The sequence below is a fragment of the Pseudomonas beijingensis genome, from assembly GCF_030687295.1.
GTDB lineage: Bacteria > Pseudomonadota > Gammaproteobacteria > Pseudomonadales > Pseudomonadaceae > Aquipseudomonas > Aquipseudomonas beijingensis.
In genome coordinates this window covers 3,576,245-3,600,552 of sequence record NZ_CP117425.1, presented here as the reverse complement: position 1 = coordinate 3,600,552, position 24,308 = coordinate 3,576,245, and the positions used below count along the sequence as shown (strand labels likewise).

The window sequence follows — 24,308 nt, the reverse complement described above, 5'->3', positions numbered from 1 at the left end:
TCTGCGGTCCGGTGTTCACCGCTTACTCAGCGAAGCCTCAAGAGGAATATCGAGAGTAAAGGTTGCGCCCTGTCCAACTCCGTCGCTATGCACCGTCAAGCTGCCACCCATTTCCTGCGCGGCCAGCGCGCAGCTGTGCAGGCCGAAACCGTGACCGTCTTTGCGCGTCGTGAAGCCATGGGAAAAGATACGCGGCAGGTGCTCAGGCGCAATCCCATTGCCGTTGTCGGCCACCGTGATACGCAATACCTGCCCTTCAGCGAGGGAGGCGCTGAGCGTGACACATGGGCTGCGATCGATCACGCCGTCCAACGCCTGCTTGGCATTACCGATCAGGTTCACCAGAATCAGCAGCACCCGGTGCCGGTCCAACGGCAACAGGGGCAAGTCGGCGATGTCCTTGACCATCGTCACCTCCTGGCGGGCCAGCAATCCAGCACTCATGCGCAAGGCATCGTCGATCAACGCTGCGACCGGCACTGTCTCGACAATACTGACGGCAACGGCATAGGACTGTTGGGCCGCGACAATGGTTTTGATGTGGTCAATGCCCTTGGTGAGTTGTCCGAGTTCTTCGATGATGCTCTGTTGCTCTGCCGCCACCACCCCCGCCAGCTTGAGCAGGTAGTCGGGCAGCATCTTTCCCTTGTGGTCTTTGGTGAGAAAGTCGCTCAGGTCGTGAACGTGTTCGTTCATCAACTGAGCCACCTTGCCCAGTCCCCGGGCTTTGGAGGTGCGCATCTGGCTGCTGACCAGTTCTGCCGATACGTTCACGCTGTTGAGGACGTTGCCGACGTTGTGCAGCACCGTCGTGGCGATTTCGGCCATGCCCGCCTGACGGAATTTTGCATGCAGTTCGGTTTGCACCTGGCTCATGCGCAGCGCCGCGCGTACGCGCGCCTTGAGTTCCAGCGGCGAAAAGGGTTTGGCAATATAGTCATCGGCACCACTCTCCAGCCCGGAGACGCAGGCCTCGCTACCGCCGCGGGCGGTCACCAGGATCACGGGCAAATGGGCAAAACCGGCGCTGGCCTTGATTCTGGCTGTCAGGCCAAAGCCGTCGAGCTTGGGCATCATCACATCCGAAACCACGACATCGATGGGTCGAAGCTGCAGCAGTGCCCAGGCCTGCTCCCCATCAGTTGCGCTGGCGACGATGTAATCGTCTCGCAAAAGCTCGCTGAGATAGCCCAGCATTTCCGGGCTGTCGTCGACCACCAGTACTCTGGATCGCGAGGCATGTTCCGGGGGCTGCTCGTCGTCGGCGCCTTGGGGCGAAGCTCGATCGTTGCGACTGCCACTGTGACCGTCGTCGAAACGCAGGTGGCGCTGCTCGGTTGCGCTTGTCGTGCTCGATGACGATCGCTGCTGCATAGGGCTGGCTTCGGTCGGCATGGTGTTCTGCTCAACCCCCAGCGGCAGTCGAACAAAGAAGCACGAACCCCGTCCGGGCTCGCTGCTGACACCGACTTCACCCCCCATCAGTTCGACCAGATCCTTGACCAGGGCCAGACCAATGCCTGTACCGCTGTAGTGGCGCGTGGCGGAATTGTCGATCTGGGAAAAACGCTGGAACAGCAGCGGCAGTTTGTCAGGCGCGATGCCAATCCCCGAGTCTTGCACCGCGAGCTCAAATCGCTCGCCATCGAACGGCGTGACTGCCAGGTGCACGGTGCCGCCAGCAGGCGTGAACTTAATGGCATTGCTCACCAGGTTGAGAAGAATCTTCTCGAAGTGTTGGGGGTCCAGAAACACCGTACCCAGCGCGGGATCGATGCTGCAGGTCAAGGTGCAGCCTTTGCCCGCGGCTACCATGGCGGCGTCCTCGGCCAGAACACCCACCACCTTGTTCAAGTCAATGGGTGTTGGACACAGCTCAAACTTGCCCGCTTCGGCCTTGGAAAAATCGAGGATGTCGTTCACCCGGTTCATCAAGCGCAGGGCGTTGCGTTGGGCGCGGTCGATTTGCACATGCCAGTCCGCTGGCGGGGTAGTCGCCGCCGAGAGCTGCTCCAAGGGGGCGAGAATGAGGGTCAAGGGGGTGCGCAACTCGTGGCTGACCGTGGCCACGAAATCGCTCTTTGCCTGGTTAGCCGTCTCGGCCTGGTTGCGCGCCTGAATGAGTTCGATGGCCTGCGCCTCCAGTACCTCGGTCTGGTGGTGCAGCGTGTCGGTCCGTTCGGCGACCATTCTCTCCAAGGAGGCCTGGACTTGCTGGCGTTCGGCCTCGGCCTCGGCCTCCAGCACCCGGATGCGCAGGGCGTTCTCCTGGAATACCCGTACGGCGCGGGTCATGATGCCAATCTCATCGCCGCGTCCGGCGCTGGCGATCTCGGCGTTCAGGTCGCCAGCCGCAAGCCGGCGCATGACCGAGGCCAGGGCCACGATGGGCTGCGCGACGAATCGCGACGTACTCCAGGCGATGGCGCCGGCCAGCAGAATGGCGACGGTGCCGGCAACGATCGTCGCAAGCATGCTGCGATCATTGTGGATCAAGGCGTCGGAGCGTGCTTGGCCAGCGAAGCGCGCCACCAACAGGCCGGCGCTCCGTGCCTCGTCGCGAACCTGGTCGCGTGCGTCGCTCAAGGCACTGCTCGCTTGATGGAACCTGGCGAATGCCGCCCGGTAGCCGGCAATCTGATCGCTGACCGTCAGGGACGTAGCCTTGGCCTGCAGCCCCACGGACGCAGGGAGAACCCGAGAGAGCCGGGAGAGTTCGTCCAGGATATGGCTGACTGAGCCGGCGACCTCGGCCGACGGTGACAGGCGAAACGACAAGGTCTGCGCCTCCAGGGTGGCAACACGCTCGGCGAAACGCTTGGACAACGCGGCGGCATTTCGCAGCAGACCGGTTGCTGCCTGAATGTCGCTGGCATCATGGGCGACGTGTCCATCCACGTCACCCAACATTGCCTCGAGGCGCTCGGCCATATCCCCGACGGTGGCGAGATACCGCAAAGCCTCGCCTCCCCGAAGCTTGGGCGCTTCGCCAAGGTGCTCGACCGCCAGGCTGGCAGCAGCGAGCGCCGTCGCCAATTGCTCCAGGGCCTCTCTCTCCTGCGGCGCTCCCATCAACTCGTGCAATTGCTCGACCACAGGCTGGAGCGCCGCGCTGGCGTTCCGCGCCGCAGTAGCGGCCTCCCCGTCACCGGTCACCAGCATCCTGGCCACATTGGCGGTGATGATCCGTTCGCCATTGCGCAGGATATCCAGGATGCGATGGGCGCTTTCGATGTTGCTCACCCGCGCCTCGTGCTCCACGGTGCGGGACTCAAGCCCTTTCAACCCATCGGCGATGCCCTGTTCGACGAGGATCGTCGCCTCTCGCATCCGGCCGTAGTGGGCTGTCATGTTCTCCGTTTCGCCGTCCATGGTCAGGCTCGCCGCCCGCAAGGCGGCGATCGCCGCAGCGAGCCGTTCCAGACTGCCCTTGAGCGATTGCGCCTCGGCCACCGCAATGGCGGAGAGGCCGTCGATCGCCGTCGCCACCATGCCTTCGGCCTGGGACAGGCTTTCCTGGTCGCGGGTAGCGATGAAGTTTTCCACCCGCCCGGTGGCCCCGTTGACCGAAGCCAGGATTTCCGCGGAATGGCTGGCGGAATCCACCGCACGTACCATGCCGCGCAGGCCGTAGAGGTTCACCAGCGACACCGCCAGCATCAGGAACACCAGCGCGGCGACCGCCAGGCCAATCCTGACGGCAATGGGCCTGTCCGTAGCGGGTCGGAATGTCGACATGGCGCCTCGCCTCCCGTCCGCCACTACTGCTTCGTCACCTCCGGCAAAGGCGTCGGCGGCGCCGTCTTGTTGATGGCCGCGTCGATCATCGCCACAACGGAAGCCTGGTCATAGGAAGGATTGGCAGCGCCGCCCACCGGCATCGTGGCGAGCCAGGCGTCCAGGTCTTTCCCATCGATACGCACCAACGGCACTTCGACGAACTTCGGCACCTGCTTGCCCGCCAAGATCTGCTGGGCCACCCAGAACCCCACCTGGGAGACGCTTGGGGAGGCAGAAACGGAGACCGTCTCGTAGCCATTGGCATCGCGCTCCTGTTTCCACAGGGCAAGTTCATCCTGACGATTTCCCATCACGATGATCGGCAAAGGGCGTCCTGCCGCCTTGAATGCCATGGCCGCGCCATAACCGTCGCCCCCTTGAGTCGCGACGGCATCAATGCTGGGCAGCGACGGCAGCGCCAGCGCCACCTCCTTGCGTGCGACGGAAGCGGTCCAGTTCCCGTACACAGTCTTGGCGAACTTCAGGCCCGGATAGTCGCTGGCGGCCTTGCGAATGCCGTCGCTGATGTTTTTATCCGTGGCATCGCCGGCAATGCCGCGGATCTCCAGCAACGTGCCGTTACCCTTGAGGCGCTCGGCGATATAATCGATTTCCACGCGGCCCATGGCGGACCAGTTGTAATCCACGGTATAGACGCAGCTTTCGGTGACGAGGCTGGCCATGACCACCACCACGATGCCGGCGTTGCAGGCGTCGCGGATCACCCCGTTGAGGGCGGTGTCGGACGCGGCCAGGACGACGATGGCGTTCACGCCCTTGACGATCAAGTCCTGGATATGGGCCGCTTGTTCCGACGCCGAGTTATTCGCGCTGACCACCGGAGCCTCGCGGATCAAGCCATCCTTTTGCGCCTGGACCGCGATCTCCTGCCAGTTTCGCACCATCACCTTGCGAAAATCGCTGCCTGCGTAGGAGTTGCTGAAGGCGATGCTATGGCTTGCGGTAGGGGCGCGGGCGATGCCACCGTCGGCAGCCAGGGCTGGATGGGCGGCAACCATTGCCAGCCCGGTCACGCAGCCAGCGAAGCGCCACAAGAGTTTGTGGATCGGTTTGGTGTTCATGTTGTTCTCCATCGTGCTTGGGGATTACCAAAAGTCATCCACCTGCACCTGCCGACAGCCTGGATCGACTGCTTGATCTGGTTTGGAGAAGTCGGCCTGCAGATTGGAGATTCGACCCTGTGAAGTTTGGAGCAGGCATTCAACTTGAGCTCGTAGTCGGACGGCCGCTAGCGGCCAGACCAAAAACCTCACGCAAATGCTCACGAACTGACGATGGGGCGCCCAGGGATCAAAATGCGCCGATGGGCACCTGTTACCAGATGGCTCATTCGGTCACTCCAACAGTAGAACCGGGCATGTAGTACTAGACACATACAGACTCCTTTCCTTGGCGGTCGATCATTGAAACCCGTAGATTGCCTGCAGTGGCAATGAGCATAGTCGCAACGTGCCCGATTCGCTCGCGGTCGTGGAGGATTTCAGAATGGACCTCTTTTCAGAGATCCATTTGTGCACACAGCGCTCTCAGCCTTAGGGGCAGCCAGCCAGAGGCCAACCGACGCGCGCCGCGCGCAGGAGGCTGGCCTTGACGACCAAGCGGTGAAAGGGGGCGATCACGAAAATGTAGACCCGGCCCAGACGGTTGTGGCATTGGACCACGGTTGAAAGAACGAGTTGGCGACTGCCTTCTGGCTCTGCCCCTTCAGAACATAGGATCGATATCCGGAAGTCGAGGTGCTTGTCGTCCTCGCCCAACACGATTTCAGTCTGGTTCGTGCTGTAGACCTTGAAGACGCCAACCCGATCAGCAAGGGTTGCCAAATGTTTGGCTGTCTTGAGACCAAAACAGGCAACGATAGTGTCTCGGATGTTCAAGAGCCATCCGATCCAGGATGGCTGATGGGAAAAGATGAATCGAGCCAGCAAATCTGGATTGCCGGATGTGCCCGCAGGGAGCCGAATCGCAAAAGCGTCCGCCAGGTTCATCGACTGGTAAAGATGGGTGATGCCGGACCTCGAAGGGACTGGCACCGCCTTAATGAGCTCAAATTCTTGGGGCATCGGGGTTCTCTCCTGAGTTCCAACTACCAATTAGACGACCTGCCATGTCGCGCTTCCTGTTGGAAGGCGCGCACTTCTCCTTGTCGGATACTGAGCCCGATCAAGGCATCATAGAGCGCTTGCTGTCCTGTGGGTAGAACAGGCAGCAAGGTCGCACGGCGCTTGTCGGCATCGAACCAGGATTCAACCAACCATCCCACCAGATAGCGAAGACTTTGTACGCACCTTGCTCACCGCTTGGGAAGAAGACTACACGGAGCGCATGCTCGCTTATGCGGCCCAGGGTCGCAGCGCGGGCGAAATATTGAGACGCTACTTGAGTATTGCCGCTGAGAAGCAACCTGGGCGGGAGGTTTCCATCCGAGCCTGGTCGCTGCACGACCCGTTGGTAGGCGAGTTTCAGCAGCGTGTTGACACCAGACGACTGGACTTCGCGATACGGACGTGCCGCCGCTTGGTCCCTATGCCAGGCCAAGCGGAAGTGATTGGACAGGTGGCCCACCTGTGCCTGATTGGCGGTCAACAGGCAGGGCTGCGGCGTGATGCCGCTCGCTTCAACGGTTTCCTGCACCGAGCCTTTGCACTTTGCGAGGGGGCGCTTGCACCGTGGCGGGCCTAAATCATGAAATCAACTGGAACTGAATAAATAACGTTTGCGTGCCGCTGCAAATGTATGGGGTAGCGACGTCGCTACCCATCTATCGGGTCCTGGCGATCAAAGCGGCCTGCGGCGAGGAGCTAATGACTATAAAAGGTCGCTTCTCGGTGCTCCCAGTTCCTCAACGCTGATTTCACGCATGCGGAATTTCTGCACCTTACCGCTGACGGTCATGGGGAAATCGTCAACGAACTTGAAATGACGCGGCGTCTTGAAGTAAGCGATCCGGCCTTTGCAGTAATCGCGCAGCTCGTCGGCGCTTGCCTGGTGCCCCTCATGCAACCTGACCCAAGCTACGATTTCTTCTCCGTAAACGTTGTCCGGCACGCCGATCACCTGCACGTCTGCCACCGAAGGATGGGTAAAGAAAAACTCCTCGATCTCTCGCGGATAAACGTTCTCGCCCCCTCGTATGATCATGTCCTTGTTGCGTCCGACAATCTTCAAGTACCCCGCCTCATCCATGATTGCCAGGTCACCGGTGTGCATCCAGCGCGCCTCGTCGATGGCGTCGGCGGTGGCTTCCCGGTTATTCCAGTAGCTCAGCATCACGCTGTAGCCGCGAGTACAAAGCTCGCCTATGTGCCCGCGTGGAACGATCCGATTGTGCTCGTCAACGACCTTGCTTTCCAGATGCGGTTGGGTGCGGCCGACAGTAGTGACACGGTGCTCAAGATCGTCGTCCGGCCCGGTCTGGGTGGAGACCGGGCTGGTCTCGGTCATGCCGTAGGCGATCTGCATCTCCTTGAGGTGCAGTTCCTCGATCACCCGCTTCATGACTTCGATCGGACAAGTGGAGCCGGCCATGATGCCCGTGCGCAGATTGCTCAAATCCAATGACTGACGCTCCGGGTGGTCGAGCATGGCAATGAACATGGTCGGTACGCCATACATGCCGGTCGCTTTCTCCTGTGCGGCGGCCCGCAGGGTATCCAGCGGATCGAAGGCTGCGCTGGGGTAGATCATCGTGGTCCCATGGGTGACACACCCCAGATTGCCCATGACCATGCCGAAACAGTGATACAGCGGCACGGGGATCACTAAGCGATCGTGCTCGCTGAGTTTCAGGCTTTCACCGACCATATAACCGTTATTCAGAATGTTGTGATGACTGAGAGTGGCGCCCTTGGGAAAGCCAGTGGTGCCGGAGGTGTACTGGATATTGATCGGGTCGTCGAACTGCAGTTGCTCGCTGCATTGCCGCAATTGCTCCGGAGCCACTTGTTCCGCCAGATCCAATAGTCTCTCCCATGACAACATACCTTCAGCCGGTGTGTCGCCGAGGCTGATCACGCCACGCAATTCAGGCAACCGGCCACTTTCCAGTGCCCCCACGGCGCAGCGCTGGAGCTCGGGCAGCAGATCATGAAGCATCGCGTGGTAGTTGGAAGTCTTGAAGGAATCGGCACAAATCAGCCAGCGGCACCCCGATTGCTTGAGCGTGTACTCAAGCTCGGTCAGCCGGTAGGCCGGGTTGATGTTCACCAACACCGCACCCACCTTGGCGGCCGCGAACTGGGTGATACACCATTGTGCGCAGTTCGGCGACCAGATGCCCAACCGCTCACCCGACCTGAGCCCCAGCGCGAGCAACCCTCGTGCGCAATCTTCCACCTCCTCGGCCAACTGTGCCCAGGTGTAACGCAGCCCTTGATGTCGCACGACCAAAGCTTCGCGATCGGTGAAGCATTCCACCGCTCGGTCGAACGCCGCGCCAATGGTCATCGCCAGTAAGGGTTTGGTCTGCGGTCCACAGGTATAACTGGGAACACTCATATCGAATCTCTCTATACGGTCCAGGTGTGCGCCGCGGGCCTACATCACACAGGCGCCCTTGTTGAATGGCTGCCCGCTTTGTTTTTAACGCGTGAATATCTGGGCGGTGGTGATCGCCATGTCACCACCCGGCAATTTGATGTTGCCGATCTGCTTCAGGCTGTCGGCATCAAACACCGCTATGTCGTTGAAGGTACCGGCCAGGTAGATTTTGCTGCCGGCCTTGTTAAAGGAGATGCAGTAGTAGGAATGATCCAGAGTGGCGGCCTGAAGTAGTTTTTTCTGCTTGATGTCGTACTTGGCCAGACGGTTGAGCACGCCGAACATCAGGTTGGGGTCCTTGGGGGAGCGCATGCCACTGAAATAGATTTCCGTCAGGGGACCGAAGTCGGTGGTTTCGGTCTTGCCGGTTTTCAGGTCGATGCTGAACAGCCCATAAAGGTATTCGGCCGTGGCCGGGTCCTGCTGCTTGTCCTTGAATTTCGCGGCGGTGTAGAGCAGCGAAAAATCATGACGGTAGGTCTGTTGATTCCACACATAGAGCACGTCCGGCGCGCTGTAGTTCGGGCGTTTCCAGTGACGGCTGGGGATCAGCACCTCGAACTTGCCGCTGTTCACATTAACCTTATAGACATCCGCCCCCGCCACATACAGCGTGCCGTCGTCACCGCTTTGCATGATGGTCAGCTGCCGCGGCGCCGCAAAGCTGCGCACGGGTTTGGCATCCATGCCGGCATCGGTGGCGTAGACATCGAGCCGAGGTTGCTGCACTTCGTATCGGTCGTTGAGCATCAACGTCGGGTTGGCGATGGTGAACAGTTCCTTGCCGTCATGGCTGACGGTGAAGGCGAACATCGACTTCGCTTTTTCCCCCGGTTTCTGCGTGATGCTGGCGTGGAAGACCTGCTTGCAGCTGTCCAGCTCAACGCCGTAGACATCCGCGTAATGGTTGTTCAACACGTAAGCGGTCTTGCGATCCGGCGACAGCTGCACGGTGCCAGGGCCGAAGGCGTCCGGCATTTTGCAGGTTTTGAACAGGCTGTCGGTGGCCAGGTCGATCACGTGCAGATTGTTCGGATAATTGGTGGTCACCATGTATTCGTGACCGCTTTGGAGCGCGGTGTTTTCATCGGCCAGAGCATTGAGCGACATAGCGCTCAGGACACCGAACGCGGCCAAGCCGCAGGCTTTGATGCATTGCATGCTGGAATCCTTCTTCATGTCCAATCACTTGTCTTTTGGAAAGACAGTGCCGAGATTGCGCCAGTTTTCGTTGGACGCTTGGGCATCCTTGTTCCAGTCCGGGTAGGTGCTCATCATGTCCGGCACCTGGGCCGGCCACCAGCACGGGTCGGAGCAGCCATACAGGTCGGCCTCCATCGGCTGACACAGCGACGAGACACCGCCAAAGGCGTCGATTTCCCAACCTGGGTCGGTGGTCGAGGCGCAACCGGCGACAGAACTCATCGCCACCACTTCTTCAATACGGTTTTCGGCCGCGGCCTGATCGAGCTTCTGGGCTTTGTTGTTGATTGCCTTGAGATGTTTCATATCAGTGAGCCTTGCGCGGAGTGATGTAGCTGCTGATGAACGCAGGGTTGTGAGTCATGATCCGGGTGTAGACCTCAATGCCGAAGTCGACCCAGTCACGCATCAGTTCGCAGTAGTGATAGGTCGGATGAGTCGGGTCGCCATATCGGGCGTAGCTCTCGTGGTAGCAGCCGCCGGAGCAGAGATTGCGGATCTGGCAGTCTTCGCAACCGGTGTTGGTGCGGTCCAGGCGCTGGGACAGGAAGTCATTCAACTCGACCTGCTTGACCCCGCTGCGAACGTTGCCGAAGGTCGGCAGGCTCGAACCGGTAAAGCGGTGGCACAGGTTCAACTCACCCTTGTGATCCACCGCCAGCATCTTCAGGCCCGCACCGCACGGCAGAGCCTTTTTGTGGCCTTCGTGGATGTCGGTGATCAGCTGGTGCAGGTTGGAGAAACCGATATTGCGATGCTCCAGCGCCGCCTCCAGATAGCGCCGACCGAGCTTTTTCATGTTGGCGAAGACTTCGATCAGCTCGGCGCCGGACAGGTTGAAGCTGCTGATATCGCCGGAAGTCACCGGAGCGAAACCGACTTCGGCAAACCCCAGTTCGTTGAACAGGTGATCCCAGATGGTTTCAACGTCGGTGACGCCAGTGGTCAGGGTCACCCGGGCACCGACGGGGCGGCTGTTGTAGCGCGACAGCAACATTTCGGCTTTACGCCGCACCACGTCATACGTGCCCTGCCCGCCCACGGTGATGCGGTTACGGTCGTGCACGGTTTTCGGCCCGTCGATACTCACCGAGAGCCCGAAGCGGTGGGCGTTGAGGTAGTCCACGGTGTCTTCGGTGAGCAGCGTGGCGTTGGTGGTCATGACAAACTCGACGAACTTGCCCGCCTCGGCAAAGCGCTTTTCACAATAATCGACCATGTACTCGATCAGCTTTCGATTGCTCAGCGGCTCACCGCCGAAGAACACCACGGTGAAACGCTCTTCATCCGGGGATTCGCGCAGCAGCATTTCAACCGAAGCGACTGCGGTTTCAACGTCCATCTTCTTGCCGGCCGAGGGCTTGTCGAGGTCTTCTTTGTAGCAGTAGGTGCAGCTCAGATTGCAGCCCGTGTTGACGTTGAGCACCACAGTATTGATCGCGGTGCGCTCGACGCGTTTGGTACCGATGTCCGGGGTCAGTGGCGAGCCGTCGCTGACCAATTCCAGGGAGATCAGCTCACGCAGGGTTTCGGTGATTTCTTCACCGTTGAAACGTGCCGCCAGGCGCTGGATCAGGTCGTCCGACGAACAGCCGGGGCCGCGCAAGGTATCGATGATGGTGCCCGTCAGTTCATCGCTGGCGAACAGCGAACTGCTGGGAATATGGAACAGCATGCGGTCGGCGTCGACATGCACTTCGTGCAGATTGCGTTCGACCAGATTCAAAATAGCGCCCATTGCAAACCTCCTGTGCAAACCCCGATTCACGAGGCTTGCGGTCATTCCGAAAAGTGTCTGGAACCGCTAAAAACAGCCAACTTATGGAATGGGTGGATTGTTCCAGCGTTGCACGGTGACGATCATGTGGCCTTCGCCGGTCAGGGATCTCCCTGCGTCATCGACGGCGGCGATCACCTTGAGGTTGCCGGCATTGTTGGTGGACATTTTGCGCTGCGGGTTCGGCCCCGCATCGCCCGGGGTAAACACGCCGGTATCGGCCTGCATGGTGCCGGCAAACTTGACGTCTTCATCCTCTTTGGCACGGTCATCGAAGGCCTCGACCGTCCATTGCGCCGGGAACACACCGATGCGATATGGCTTGCCGTCAGCCGCCTTGCCCCAGGCTTCAGCATCGAAGCGGCCCTGGACTTTCGGCGTCGAACCACCGCCCTCGCCGATCCGCGCCACCGAGAACTCGGGCACGACTTTGACTTGCGCGATCTTGCTGTAGACCGACAACGTCGGGCCTTTCAACGTGCCGACCGTGACATGGCGCAGGCCCGGTTGCGCATTGGCAGCCGCCTTGAGTTTGACCCGCATGCGCACAGGCGTTTGCTCCAGCACCTGGACCACTTCCACGCCGTTGCCAAAGCTCGGTTTACCGGTGAGACCGCTGCCAATCAGGGTAACTTCGGTTTCGCTGCCCGCCTTCAGATAACCCGGCTGCACCGCCAGCAAACGGTTGGAGCCCTGTTTGGCGGCGACGAAGTCCAGCCCCCGCTCGTCGTGCTCGGCCTCGAACATCCGGCCCTGCATGGCGTTGCCCTGGGCGGCGAATACCTGGCGCATGGTCACACCATCGATGGACACGTTGCCGCGCCATTCATAACCGGTGTAGAGAATCGCGCTGCCATCGCCGTTGAACGGGCTGCCGTCGGCGTATTGGCCTTTGACGCTGACCTTGAACGTGTCACTGCCATCGGCAGTCACACTCATGACGCCGGCCAGTTCGCCTTTACCCGGCAGGTGCCCGCTGAAGCTCCAGTCGCCGACCAGCGCCTCGGCTTTCGGCGCGCTACCCAGCCATTTTTTCCAGGCCGGGTTATCCAGCGGATACCGCTTGGCCAGCAGCGGCACCATCTCTTTGCGGGCCAGATCGAACCAATCGCGGTCGCGGGACAGGGCCTGGTATTCGAGGGACGGCCACTGACCGAGGTGAAAATTCACCAGGCGTTCCCATTCCTGAGCAGGTCGACGTTGCAGGGCAACCCGTGCACCGGAATGGCAACGGCCGCACATCTGGCTGGTCTGGTCATCGAATTTCTCGACGGTATTGAGCCGTCGCTCCAGCGCATAACGCACGCCGTCGGTTTCGCTCGGCGCCAGGCCCTGGGTGTCAGCCAGGTATTTGACCAGGGTGCGGCGGTCGTCATCGCTGATCTGCAAACCGTGCATGATTTGCATCCGGGCGATGCTCATCAGCCAGCCTTCCGGGGTTTTGCGCTGGTGGCTGATACGGCTCAGGGCGTTATCGGCTTCGGGGGTGTGACAGCCCTGACAGGTTTCCTTGAGGATGGTCTGGGCGTCGCGAGCTGCCAGGCTATAAGGCGAGTGCAGCGCCACGCAGGCCGCCACGGCCAGCAGACTGACACTCAGGCCTGATCGGAGTTTTCTCTTCATCAACGTCGAACCTCGCACGGTGCTTTCTTATTGTTGTGGCTTATCGTTTTTATGGTTTCTGCCGTCGGCGGCAACCCGCTGGCGGAGGCAAGAGAAACGTCTGCGATGAGCAATACACGGAGCGTGCCAGCTTAACGGCAACCTTATTAATCAATTAGTTACGGAATTATCCTGGCTTTTCAGCATGTCAGAAGGAGATCGCCTGCGTCTAATATCGCGACAGCTGTTTCAGTCTGAGACAAGCATAGATGCCCCCGGCTGGAACACTCATAGCCAACGACGATGTTTAGGTACAAACGGGCATTGCACGTCGTCTCATGTGGTGTCGCGATTTGCGACAAAACCCTGGGTGCCTACGTTCCCCTTTCATCACTAACCCCCCACCAACAAAGGGCTATCCGCCCGTTCCCGATACTTGGCACAGCCATTGCCAACCTTGGAGAAATCCCCGTTCTCACGCACAACAAGAGGTCTCATCATGCCCCTGCCTTATCTGCTTCCCGCCACCTCGGCCTTTGTCCAGCGCGCCCCACGCATGCTCATCGGCGGCGATTGGGTCGAGGCCGCCGACGGCCAGACCATGCCCCTGCACAATCCGGCCACCGGCGAAGAGCTGTGCGTGGTGCCACGGGCTACACCCGAGGATGTCGACCGCGCAGTGCTCGCCGCCCGTCAGGCCTTCGACGATTCGGCCTGGACCCGCACCCGCCCTCGGGAGCGGCAAAACCTGTTGTGGAAACTCGCCGACCTGATGCAGCGCGACGCCGAACTGCTGGCGCAACTCGAATGCCTGAACAACGGTAAAAGTGCGGCAGTGGCTCAAGTGATGGACGTGCAACTGGCCATCGACTTCCTGCGCTACATGGCCGGTTGGGCCACCAAGATCGAAGGCTCCAGCGTTGACGTGTCGCTGCCGCTGATGCCCAACGATCAATTCCACAGTTTCATTCGCCGTGAAGCGGTGGGCGTGGTGGGGGCCATCGTCGCCTGGAACTTCCCCCTGCTGCTGGCTTGCTGGAAACTCGGCCCGGCCCTGGCCACCGGTTGCACCGTCGTGCTTAAACCTGCCGATGAAACGCCATTGACCGCGCTGAAACTCGCCGAACTGGTGCTGGAAGCCGGGTACCCCGAGGGCGTGTTCAACGTGGTCACCGGCACCGGTATCACGGCGGGCTCCGCCCTGACTCATAACCCGTTGGTGGACAAGTTGACGTTCACCGGTTCCACCGCCGTGGGCAAGCAGATCGGCAAAATCGCCATGGAATCCATGACCCGGGTGACCCTGGAACTGGGCGGCAAATCGCCGACCATCGTCATGGCCGACGCCGACCTGAAGACCGCGGCTGCGGGTGCCGCCAGTGCGATCTTCTTCAACCAAGGCCAGGTCTGTTGCGCCGGCTCCCGGCTGTATGTGCAGCGCAAGCATTTCGACAATGTGGTGGCGGACATCGCTGACATCGCCAATGCCATGAAGCTCGGCAATGGCCTGGACCCGAGTGTCGAAATGGGCCCGTTGATCTCCGCGCGTCAACAGGAACGAGTTTATGGTTACATCGAAAGAGGTCGGGAAAGCGGCGCGACCATCGCCTGCGGCGGTGAGCAATTCGGGCCGGGGTTCTTCGTCAAACCCACGGTGATTGTTGATGTCGACCAGCGGCATTCATTGGTCCAGGAGGAAATCTTCGGCCCGGTGCTGGTGGCGATTCCGTTCGATGACGAGGCCGACGCCTTGCGCATGGCCAATGACAGCCCTTATGGTCTTGGGGCGAGCATCTGGTCGAATGATTTGGCGGCGGTGCACCGGATGATCCCACGGATCAAGTCGGGTTCGGTATGGGTCAACTGCCATAGCGCCTTGGACCCGGCGTTGCCGTTTGGCGGCTACAAGATGTCGGGGGTCGGGCGTGAGATGGGTTACGCGGCGATCGAGCATTACACCGAGTTGAAGTCGGTGTTGATCAAGTTGTGATTGGCGGCGTTCTTTAGACCGCTATCGCGAGCAAGCTCGCTCCCACATTGGAATTGTGCTCGACGCAACTGTGGGAGCGAGCTTGCTCGCGATAGGCCAGCCCAGGCACCCCAAATATCAGGGCTTGAACCCCTGCCCCAATAACCAACCCCGAACCATCCTTCCCTGCTCCACCGTCAGCCCCTCCAACACTCGCTCGGCCGGCTCGCTGCGCAACCGTCGCACCAACGGTGCCAGCTCCACCCCGTGCACATGCCAGATCCCCAGCGGCTGATCCGCCGTGATCACCACCTCGGCCTCATCCACAAATCCGTCCCTGAGCACCGGCGCAGGCTCAATCTTCAGCGCGGAGAAATCCGCCTCGGCGTGGGCGACCTCAGCATCCGGCCACTGCCGCCGCGCCTGCCAGAAAGGCCGATCCGGCCAACGCTGCTCATCGGCATAAAAATCCCGGCCAATACGCGCAAACCGCAAAAACAACTGATCTACCCGCTGCTGATGAAAACGTCGTGCCAGCCACTTTCGCTCGGGTTTGCGCAACAGCGTGTTGATCACCGTTGGCGCCTGCAACGCCGAGGACAATGACTGAAAAATACCATTCCCCGACAGCGGATCCACCGCCATGGCCGCGTCGCCCACCCGAATCCAGTGATCGCCACAGACGCGCGGAGACAAAATCGCCGTGCTGCTGCGGGCATGCAGGTGCAAATTGGTTTGCGGCTCGCTCCCGAAAAATGCCCGGGACAACGCCGAATCCTGGCGGCGCTGACGGCAGTAATCGAGTAACAGCGCCTTACCCGGCAGCTCGGCACTGGCCACGTCCACCGTCCATTGCCAATAGCACTGGCCATCAGCCCGGCGCGCCATCCAGGCCCACCCGTCCTCAAGGCTTTCCACAGCGCTGGCGGTGCTACCCGCCACACCTTGCCAGCGATTGAGCAAACTGACCGTCTCTGGCCCACGAAGGCCTTTACCAAGGGCTGGTGCCTGACGTCCGCGGGCCTCCACCAGAAAATCCGCGACCAGTGCTTGGCGCCCTTGCAGTTCGATTCGATGCCCCGAAGCCTGCGACTGCACCTTCAACACTCGGCCTTCGATCAACTCGACACCGGCCAGGCGCAAATCCTCGCGCAAGCCTCGATCGAAGCTCGGGCGGTCCAGTAAAAATTCGATGTTCTGCGCATGCTGCTGACCGTTCCAGGACACCTGCCGTTGGGAAGGCAGCGCCGCATCCGCCAACGCTTGATGCAGCCCCGCACCACGCAAGGCATCCAGTACCCGCATGGAAACTCCTTCCAACGCCGCGAAGCGCCGCCACTCACTGACCAGCGTTACGGGGTACCCGAGCCGCCGCAGCCCCAGGGCCACCGCCGCCCCCGCAGGCCCCGCGCCAAGAATCACAATTGGTCTCATGCGCCGACACGCCGTTCCGGGCCGTGATAACGGGCGTTTTTTTGCAGCCACTGGACAATCTGGTCGTTGCTGGCCTCGGGATGTTCAATGAGGAAACCCGCAATGTGCCCGCTCAATGCCGCACAGCCGAGGCTCGCGCCGGACTGTGCCGGGTAGGAGCCGTGAACACACGCGGCGAAATCCGCCTGGGCGCTGTTGAGCCACGACCATTGCTGCTCGGTGCAACGGGCATCGCCGGTGACCCTCAGCACCTGCGGATAATTCGCCGGAAACACCCCTTCGCCCTGGGCCGGACTGGACGCACACAGCAGAATGCCTTGCGCCACCGCGGCTGCGCAGGCTTCACGCAACAGGCTGCGATCCTGCCGCACGCCGAGGCTCAGATTGATTAGCCGCACGTCCTGCGCCACCAGCCAATCGATGGCGGTAGCGATCTGCAAGGCGCTGGTGACACCACGTCGATCGAACACTTGGGCGACGCAAAAAACCGCCGTCGGCGCCCGCTGGCCGATGGCCGCGATCACCGCGCTGCCATGGCCCAGCGGATCGTCGCCTAAATCGCTTTCTGCCAGTCCATCTTCCAGCAGCGAGAACCGTCGACCGGCAATCACCTGTGCCCGTTGCGCCGCCGAATGACCACTGTCCACCACCCCAATCCGCGGTTCAGGTTTCATGCTGCACCATTTTTGACGTGAGCACGCCATCCAGCAGTTCGAAGTGCAGATCGGCATCGGCCAGGGTCGAGGGGCGATGGCTGATCAGAATCCGCGTGCGCCCGGCGAACAACCGGTCGATGGCATCGATCACTTCGCGCTCGGTGACTTCGTCGACCGCCGAGGTTGCTTCGTCCAGCACCAGGATCAAGGGATCCTGCAACAGCGCTCTGGCGATGGCGATGCGCTGTTTCTGTCCGCCGGACAACTGCTGGCCACGCTCGCCCAAAGGGCTGTCGAGACCTTCGGGCAGAGACTCGATCAGGCTATCGAGCTGCGCCAACCGCGCTACTTCGGCAATGGCTTGGCGACTGGCGTCCGGCACGGCGTAGGCCAGATTGTCGGCGAGGCTGCCGCGAAACAGCACGATGTCCTGGCTGACCACGGCAATCCGCCGACGCAGCTGGAACAGGTCCAGTTCCCGCAGGTCGACCTCCCCCAGCAATACTCGTCCAGACTGCGGATCGTGGTGCCGCTGCAGCAGGTCGATCAGGGTCGATTTACCGACACCGGAGCCGCCGCTCAGGGCGACTTTCAAACCGTAAGGAATTCGCGCCTCGACGCCACACAGGGTGGTTGGACGACCGGGATGGCTGAAGTGCACGTTGTCGAAACGCAGTTCGCCAGAAGTAGGCATCGGCTGCGGCTTGATTGGGGTGAGTACGGTCGGTTCTTCACCGCGCAGCTCCATGACTCGGCCGAGGCTGACGGTCATCCGCTGAATCGCGACGTAGAGCCCAAGCAGGCTCTGGACCGGGCCGACCGCCATGCCCAGATAAGTCGAAAACGCGATCAGCGCACCCAGTTGCCAGGTCCCTTGCACCACCCAGTAACCGCCAATCAAAAACGCACAAGCCCGCGACAACGACGTCAGTGTGCCGGGCACCGCCTGGGTGAAAAACTCGGTGACTTGCAGGCGCAGAAGCTGGCTCATATACCCCTGGCCCAACGCCTCCAGCCGTCGCGCTTCGCGCTGTTGCTGACCAGCGGACTGGATGAATTTCATCACCGGCAAGGTCTCGACCATGAACGAGGACATGTCCGCCGAACGCTCGCGCAACTGCCGCACATCGCGCTCGACCTTGCGCCGCATCCAGCGTAGCCAGAGCACGTCTAGTGGGATCAGCACCAAGGCCAGCAGTGAGAGTTCCCACGACAGGGTCACCAACATCGCCACGGCGACCACCAGGCCGATCACGCTCGACACCGCAGAGAACAGCGAATCCACGGCAAAACGCTGGATCTCCGCGACATCGCCATCCAGACGCGACATCAAATCGCCGATTCGCCGCTGGCCGTAGAAACCCGGCGAGAGCATCTGCAAATGCCGATAAAGGTCATCGCGCAACGCAAACAGAATCCGTCCGGACAATCGCGTGTGCAGATACCGATTGATGCCTGACAGCGCCGTGCCCAACAACCCGGCGACAATCATCAACCCGGCGATCAGCACCAGCATCGCAAAATTGCGCGCCAACAGGCCGTCGTCAATCAGCAGCTTGGTTAGCCAGGGTTGCACCAATACCAGTGACGAGGCGCAGACCGACAGTCCAAGCAACCCGGCAATCGCCAACCGGTGCGGGCGCACGAAGTTGTAGAGCCAGCGCAACGCCGCTTGCAAGGCCGCGGGGCTCCGGCTGTCGATCAGCCGAACGATCAAGCGCAGCATCACGAGCGCAACTGTTTTAGCTTGCGATACAGGGTCGCGCGGCTGATGCCCAGGGCATCGGCGGCGGCCGAAACGTTACCTTGGTGCGTGTCCAGGGACTGACGAATCAGCTCCAGTTCATGTTCACGAATACTGCCGCTCTGAGGGCGTTCGCCGGCGGTCAGTTCGTCGAGCATACTGTCGGGCAGATGATCGAGGGTGAGCACGGTATCCCCCGGTTCACGCATGGCCAGGGCGGTGCGCAAAACCATTTCCAGTTGGCGAATGTTGCCCGGCCAGTGATAGCCGCCCAGCAAGCGGATCAAATCGTCATGCAAGACTGTCGTCGGCGCGTCGAGTTTGGCCAGCAAACGCTCGACCAGGCCATTGAAATCGTCGCGCTCGCGCAGGGCCGGAAGCATCACGCTGATGCCGTTGACCCGGTAGAACAAATCCTCGCGAAAGTGTTTGTCTTCCACCAGACGCTTGAGGTCGCGGTGCGTGGCACAGATCAGTGCGATGTCGATGTCTTGCTCTTCTCCGGCACCCAGCGGCGCGACTTTGCGGTCCTGCAATACCCGGAGTAAACGGGCCTGCAAGGCCAGCGGCATGTCGCCGATTTCATCGAGAAACAACGTACCGCCATGGGCCTGCTGCAGACGCCCGACCATGCCGCCCCGGCGCGAACCGGTAAAGGCGCCTTCGCGATAGCCAAACAGCTCCGACTCGATCAGGCCTTCGGGGATAGCCGCGCAGTTCACCGCGATGAAAGGTTTGTCGCAGCGCGTTCCAGCCATATGCAGCGCGCGGGCAATGACTTCCTTGCCGGTGCCCGTTTCGCCTAGCAGCAGCACCGGCAATTCATTGGCCAGGCCTTGGCGGGCCATGCGCAGCGCCCGGGCGTAACGGACATTGTTGCCGGCCAGGGACTCAAGATCGGGTTGCGGTTTAGCGGTTTTAGCGGGGGTGCGCGGTGGGAGGCTGACGTTGATCGAGCGCTGCGGCGCGCGCAGGGCTTTGTAGAAAAACTCACCTTTGGCGGTTTGCACACTGCCGATGCCGCCCTGATGCAGACGCGATAGTAGTTGCACGCCATCGACGCCCAAAAACTCTTCACAGCGTCGACCCACCAGCGCCGAACGCTCGGCGTGGAGCAACTGACACGCCTGGGCGTTGGCCGCGAGAACCTGCCCGCCGAGACTCACCGCGAGCAAGCCCTGCCAAGGGGATTCGAGATACTGCCGGCGGCTGTGGAAAGCGAGGACGATCTGATCCGGGTAACAGGTGTTGAACAGGCGACTTTCGATCTGGCTGACGGCCATGGCCAGCAACGCAGTGCTGTCCTGAACCCGGCCGAGCGGACCTTCGCGGGTCAGGTCAAGGACACCAAGGATGTCGCCCTGCGGGCAATAAATCGGCACCGACGTGCAGGAGAAATCGGTCAGGCGATCGAGGTAATGTTCGCCGCAATCAATCATCGTCGGCCGGGCTTCCACCAACGCGGTACCCAGCGCATTGGTGCCGCGCGCCGCTTCGCTCCAGCAAGCGCCCAGTGTGATGTCTTGCAGGTCGCTACCTTTGAAACGGTCGGCGCGCCCTTCGGCTGCCAGGATGGTGGCGTCGGAATTGGCGAGGATGATGAGCCCTTCCTTGCCCTGGCGTTCGGCCAGGTAATCGATGGCCGGCATCGCGGCATCGATCAACAACCGATTACTCTCCAGCAGCACTTCAAGGCTTGCGTTCGATTCCAGCGCCAGCTCTTGCTTGGCATTGAAATGCACGCCATGGCTGAGACTACGCCGCCACGAAGCATCGATTTCCGCGCGCAATACGCCATCGGGGACGGTGCCTTCGAGGTGCAGTTTTTCCCGAGCCAGCCGGGCTTCGCGATGAAGTTTGGGATGAGTTGTTTTTATCAGCGTCATCAAGCGCTCCGAATCGGTCCGCCCTGCGCCCTTCCATGTTCAGCGCCCTGTCGCCATCTTTACGTTAACGTCAGGGGATTGGCAAGTGCCTTACGGCATTTGCGCTTCATCCTTGGCGCGGTGAGGCTCAAGCCGGATTGGAAACCGCCAACTTGAGCCCAAACGCGACAAAAACGCCACCTGTGAGTCGATCCAGCGCCTTCAAGGCTGCCGGGCGCTTCAGGAAATTGCTCAGTGGCACCGTCGCCGCCACCAGAATGCCGAACCAGGCCAGCGTCAACAGCACGTGTAACGCCGCAAGGAAGAAGGAGTAACTGGCCACGCTCACGCCACTGGGGACAAACTGCGGGAGGAACGTGATGTAGAAGACACCTATCTTGGGGTTCAGCAGATTAGTCAATAAACCGCGAACAAAGGCGTCACGCGCAGAGGCAGCCACGTTCTCGCTCCCCTGCCCTTGCAGCGTTGTCCGAGGTCGCAGCAGCAGTTTGACACCCAGCCAGACGAGATAAGCGGCGCCGACAATTTTCAGCGCAAGGTAAGCCCACTCCGAAGCTTGCAACAGGGCACCGAGCCCCAGTGACACCGCGGCGCCCCACACCAGACACCCGAGCACGATACCGATAGACGCCATCGCCGCCGAACGTCGCCCCCCGGTCGCTGTAGCGCGAAGCACCATGGCGGTGTCCACGCCGGGAGTAACCGTGAGCACTGACGCAGCAGCGATGAAGGCAAGCAGCAGGGAGAAGTCGCTCATGTGGATGTCCATGGCAGTCGGCAGCCGTACGGTTATCCACTCTAGTGAGCCACTTGGCGTTTGGTCAAACGTTCTGCGTAGCCCGTCGGCCGAGGTTATTCCGAGCCCACTGCTCGGCGGTGGTGACTTGAATCGACTGCCGCTCGTTGAACGTGCCAACTTTCGGCCACGCCACGCCTCTGCCTTGGGCGAACACAGCGCGGTACTTTTTGATGTGATGAGTGGGGTCTTTTTCCAGCTCCTGGATCAGGTACGGAACAGTCCACACGTTACGTTTGAATGGACGCCCCAAAACACGTTCAAGGAGGCCCGCAACCTGCCCATACGTCACAGTGTCGCCAGAAAGGTAGACGATTTGATTGCGCAAGCGAGGTTCGAAAAAAACGATTTCCGCCGTCAGCGTACCGATGTCGTCGGGTGTCGTGAGCGTCACGCTGTTCTCAAGACTGCCCAGGGCGTTCACTGTGTCGTTTTCGAAGTCAACCACCTCAAATACCGGCTCGAACAGGAAGCTGGTGAACATACCCGTCGAAATGATGACCCATTCAGTTTTGTCTTGGGCGCGAAGCAGCTCGCGCACATCGAGCTGGGCATCGAACAGATCCTGGGGACTGCCCCGACCAATCACCTCGAAATCGACGCCAAACTGCCATGGGAAGTAGCGCTTCACACCGGACTTGAGCGCTGCCGTAGCCAACTTCATCGGGGTTTCTCGCCCCGCAACCATGCCTGCGCAGCCTATTACGGTATCGAATCGCGAGAAGACCTCAGCGAGCTGATCGATTGAATCACTCACCAGGTCTGCCGCGACCATGTGGATGCCCAGGCTACGAAGCTCATCGATTTCTGCCTTTTTCTCAGGCACCTGAGTGTTAATGGTCGAATCCCTGAGCAGGACGCTGATTTTGGAGCCGGGCGCACGCGTTGCCACCCGCGCAAGATTGCGCAAGACAGGAAGGCCAAGTTCACCGGCGCCTAGAACGAGAATGGATTGGGGGGAAAGCTGGGTCACTTCGGTCATGATGTCTCCTGAGACCTGTTACCTGTAGGATGAGCAAATGCTTGCACGATTCAGCAGCGCTCGTAAGAAGGCACACGTGTGATACCAGGGGGAGAAATGACCGATCATGAAACTCTTAGTCAGGCAGAAGCCATCTGCCAAACGCTTAGAGAAGATGATGATGGCGTCAGACGGGAAGTCCTCGCTCACGCGGGTAGCCGCTGGTCATTGGGCATTCTTCATGCCTTGGGCGTGTACGGTAAGATGCGCCATGCCGAGATAAAAAGGCAGATGACGGGTGTGACTCAGCGAATGTTGACGAAGACGCTACGGTCCCTGGAGCGTGATGGTCTCCTGATTCGGCGAGAGTTTGGTGAAATTCCGCCCCGCGTTGAATACGAGCTGACGCCACTGGGCATGGAGTTGTTGATCCGTATGTCCCCTATTTGGACCTGGGTCGTCGAAAACGTCGACGACTTCCGCAAGGCGCGATGCACTTTCGACAGTCAGGAGGGTAAAAAACCTTCATGGCAAATCCCCACGTCAATGCCAAGAGATCCAGAAGCGCCTGATTAATCGTTAGCGGTACAAGAGCGTCTTGAAGCGTCCGTCCAGCTCACCGTGCGTCAGTCAGGCCCGCATCCATTGATGCGGGCGCAGTCGATCAACCTCATTCGCAGCCCCACTTGCATTCGCGCCACCGTCACAACGCCGCAGCCACAACCACTCTGGAACGCCAGGCAAAAGCCAGCACCATCAGCAACCCCAAGCCAGCCATTGCCGCTCCGGCCAGGGCAATCGCCGGGTAACCCAACCCCGCGTTGATCACCGCGCCGCCCAGCGCCGCGCCAATCGCGTTGCCAAAGTTGAAGGCCCCTATGTTCACTGCCGAGGCCAGATTAGGCGCGTCCTTGGCGGCTTCCATCACGCGCATTTGCAATGGAGGTACCAAGGCAAAACTGGCGATCCCCCAGATCAAGATGGCCACCGCAGCCGGTAGCGGCCAGCGCATCAATACGGTGAACGCCAGCAAGACGAGAATCAACACGCTCAGCGAAACGATCAGGGTGTGGTCTATCGAGCGATCCGCCGCCTTGCCGCCCCACATATTGCCCAGCGTCAGCCCCACCCCGAACAGCACCAGCATGGCCGTGATGAAAGTGGCGGAGGCATGCGTCTCACTGCTCAGGATCGGGACGATATAAGTGAAAACGGTGAACATCGCACCTGAGCCGACGACGGTCAGGGCCAGCGCCCCCAACACCGGTCCACGGCCCAGTACCCGAATTTCGGCCAACACACCGATGCTTTGCGGCGTCGGCACGTTGGGCAGGGCGAACCACAACGCGGCCATGGCCACTACCCCCAGGCCGGTAATCCCCCAGAATGCGCTGCGCCAGCCGAACAGTTCGCCAAACCAGGCGGCCAGCGGCACGCCGCCGATGGTCGCCAGGGTCAGGCCCATGAACATGGCCGCGACCGCCCCGGCCCGTTTCTGCGGGGCGACCACGCTGGCGGCGACGATGGCGCCAACGCCAAAGAACGCACCGTGATTCAGTGAGGTCACCACCCTGGCGACCATAAGGCTGTAGTAATCGGTCGCCAGCGCTGACATCAGATTACCCAGTGTGAAAATCGCCATGAGTCCGATCAACAGATAGCGCCGGGGAATCCTGCCGGTGGTCAGGGTCATCAGCGGCGCGCCGAGCAGTACGCCAAGAGCGTAAGCACTGACCAACAGGCCTGCGGCTGGAATGGAAACGCCGAGATCCGCAGCGATGCCCGGCAACATGCCCATGGGGGCGAACTCGGTGACGCCGATGCCAAAGGCACCCATGGCGAGTGCGACAAGTGGTGGATTGATACGCATTGGAAGGCTCCTTATCTATGCCGCAGATGCTACGATCCAGCCTTTCCTGGCGGTAGATAGCATTTCTGGC

Annotated in this window: 17 protein-coding genes and 1 pseudogene; 2 read left to right on the top strand and 16 right to left on the bottom strand. The window is 60.7% G+C overall.

Features of this window, described 5'->3' with window-relative positions; translation table 11 throughout:
* Nucleotides 1-15: 15 nt before the first annotated feature.
* The 9 genes and pseudogenes from PSH84_RS16345 to peaA all read right to left on the bottom strand — a co-directional run bounded on the left by PSH84_RS16345 (nt 16) and on the right by peaA (nt 12,943).
* Nucleotides 16-3,738, bottom strand: coding sequence for an ATP-binding protein (locus tag PSH84_RS16345; RefSeq protein ID WP_305481370.1), 3,723 nt, complete (start codon nt 3,736-3,738; stop codon nt 16-18).
* Between the two features lie 23 nt (nt 3,739-3,761).
* Nucleotides 3,762-4,862, bottom strand: coding sequence for an ABC transporter substrate-binding protein (locus PSH84_RS16340; protein ID WP_305470585.1), 1,101 nt, complete (start codon nt 4,860-4,862; stop codon nt 3,762-3,764).
* Nucleotides 4,863-5,333: 471 nt separating this feature from the next.
* Complete coding sequence (locus tag PSH84_RS16335; protein WP_305470584.1) at nt 5,334-5,864, bottom strand: DUF2867 domain-containing protein; 531 nt, start codon at nt 5,862-5,864, stop codon at nt 5,334-5,336.
* A 23-nt stretch (nt 5,865-5,887) separates the two neighbouring features.
* Nucleotides 5,888-6,088 (bottom strand): annotated as a pseudogene (locus PSH84_RS16330) (DJ-1/PfpI family protein); the annotation flags it as partial.
* 521 nt (nt 6,089-6,609) lie between these two features.
* The gene (locus tag PSH84_RS16325; RefSeq protein ID WP_305470583.1) at nt 6,610-8,298 is read right to left on the bottom strand and encodes an AMP-binding protein; all 1,689 of its coding nucleotides are present in this window, start codon (nt 8,296-8,298) and stop codon (nt 6,610-6,612) included.
* An 84-nt stretch (nt 8,299-8,382) separates the two neighbouring features.
* The gene (peaD, locus tag PSH84_RS16320) at nt 8,383-9,501 is read right to left on the bottom strand and encodes a quinohemoprotein amine dehydrogenase subunit beta (protein ID WP_305470582.1); all 1,119 of its coding nucleotides are present in this window, start codon (nt 9,499-9,501) and stop codon (nt 8,383-8,385) included.
* A gap of 24 nt (nt 9,502-9,525) precedes the next feature.
* Nucleotides 9,526-9,849 (bottom strand): quinohemoprotein amine dehydrogenase subunit gamma, encoded by a 324-nt coding sequence (gene qhpC / locus PSH84_RS16315; protein WP_007933151.1) that lies wholly within the window; start codon nt 9,847-9,849, stop codon nt 9,526-9,528.
* 1 nt (nt 9,850) lies between these two features.
* Nucleotides 9,851-11,281 (bottom strand): quinohemoprotein amine dehydrogenase maturation protein, encoded by a 1,431-nt coding sequence (gene peaB, locus PSH84_RS16310; protein ID WP_305470581.1) that lies wholly within the window; start codon nt 11,279-11,281, stop codon nt 9,851-9,853.
* An 81-nt stretch (nt 11,282-11,362) separates the two neighbouring features.
* Complete coding sequence (gene peaA, locus PSH84_RS16305; RefSeq protein ID WP_305470580.1) at nt 11,363-12,943, bottom strand: quinohemoprotein amine dehydrogenase subunit alpha; 1,581 nt, start codon at nt 12,941-12,943, stop codon at nt 11,363-11,365.
* Between the two features lie 478 nt (nt 12,944-13,421).
* Between peaA and PSH84_RS16300 the strand changes: the two genes are divergently transcribed.
* Nucleotides 13,422-14,912, top strand: a complete 1,491-nt coding sequence (locus tag PSH84_RS16300; RefSeq protein ID WP_305470579.1) for an aldehyde dehydrogenase family protein — start codon at nt 13,422-13,424, stop codon at nt 14,910-14,912.
* Between the two features lie 117 nt (nt 14,913-15,029).
* Here the strand turns inward: PSH84_RS16300 and qhpG are convergent, their stop codons facing one another.
* From qhpG to PSH84_RS16270, 6 genes are all read right to left on the bottom strand, one after another.
* Nucleotides 15,030-16,325 carry a flavin-dependent monooxygenase QhpG gene (gene qhpG, locus PSH84_RS16295; protein WP_305470578.1) on the bottom strand — a complete coding sequence of 432 codons (1,296 nt, stop codon included), beginning with the start codon at nt 16,323-16,325 and terminating at the stop codon, nt 15,030-15,032.
* A complete protein-coding gene (qhpE, locus tag PSH84_RS16290; RefSeq protein WP_305470577.1) occupies nt 16,322-16,999 on the bottom strand; it encodes a subtilisin-like serine protease QhpE in 678 nt (225 codons plus the stop codon). Before qhpE ends, qhpG begins: the two co-directional genes overlap by 4 nt.
* Nucleotides 16,989-18,707 carry an ABC transporter ATP-binding protein gene (locus PSH84_RS16285; protein ID WP_305470576.1) on the bottom strand — a complete coding sequence of 573 codons (1,719 nt, stop codon included), beginning with the start codon at nt 18,705-18,707 and terminating at the stop codon, nt 16,989-16,991. The genes qhpE and PSH84_RS16285 overlap by 11 nt, the downstream gene beginning before the upstream one ends.
* Complete coding sequence (locus PSH84_RS16280) at nt 18,707-20,611, bottom strand: sigma-54-dependent Fis family transcriptional regulator (protein WP_305470575.1); 1,905 nt, start codon at nt 20,609-20,611, stop codon at nt 18,707-18,709. The genes PSH84_RS16285 and PSH84_RS16280 overlap by 1 nt, the downstream gene beginning before the upstream one ends.
* Before the next feature lie 127 nt (nt 20,612-20,738).
* Nucleotides 20,739-21,368, bottom strand: coding sequence for a LysE family translocator (locus PSH84_RS16275; protein ID WP_305470574.1), 630 nt, complete (start codon nt 21,366-21,368; stop codon nt 20,739-20,741).
* A 64-nt stretch (nt 21,369-21,432) separates the two neighbouring features.
* The gene (locus tag PSH84_RS16270; protein WP_305470573.1) at nt 21,433-22,389 is read right to left on the bottom strand and encodes an aromatic alcohol reductase; all 957 of its coding nucleotides are present in this window, start codon (nt 22,387-22,389) and stop codon (nt 21,433-21,435) included.
* 96 nt (nt 22,390-22,485) lie between these two features.
* Here PSH84_RS16270 and PSH84_RS16265 point away from each other — a divergent pair, with 96 nt between their 5' ends.
* Nucleotides 22,486-22,944 carry a winged helix-turn-helix transcriptional regulator gene (locus PSH84_RS16265; RefSeq protein ID WP_305470572.1) on the top strand — a complete coding sequence of 153 codons (459 nt, stop codon included), beginning with the start codon at nt 22,486-22,488 and terminating at the stop codon, nt 22,942-22,944.
* 127 nt (nt 22,945-23,071) lie between these two features.
* On the opposite strand, the gene PSH84_RS16260 is transcribed toward PSH84_RS16265, so the two are convergent.
* On the bottom strand, nt 23,072-24,238 hold the full coding sequence (locus tag PSH84_RS16260) for an MFS transporter (protein WP_305470571.1): 1,167 nt from the start codon (nt 24,236-24,238) through the stop codon (nt 23,072-23,074).
* Nucleotides 24,239-24,308 lie beyond the last annotated feature (70 nt).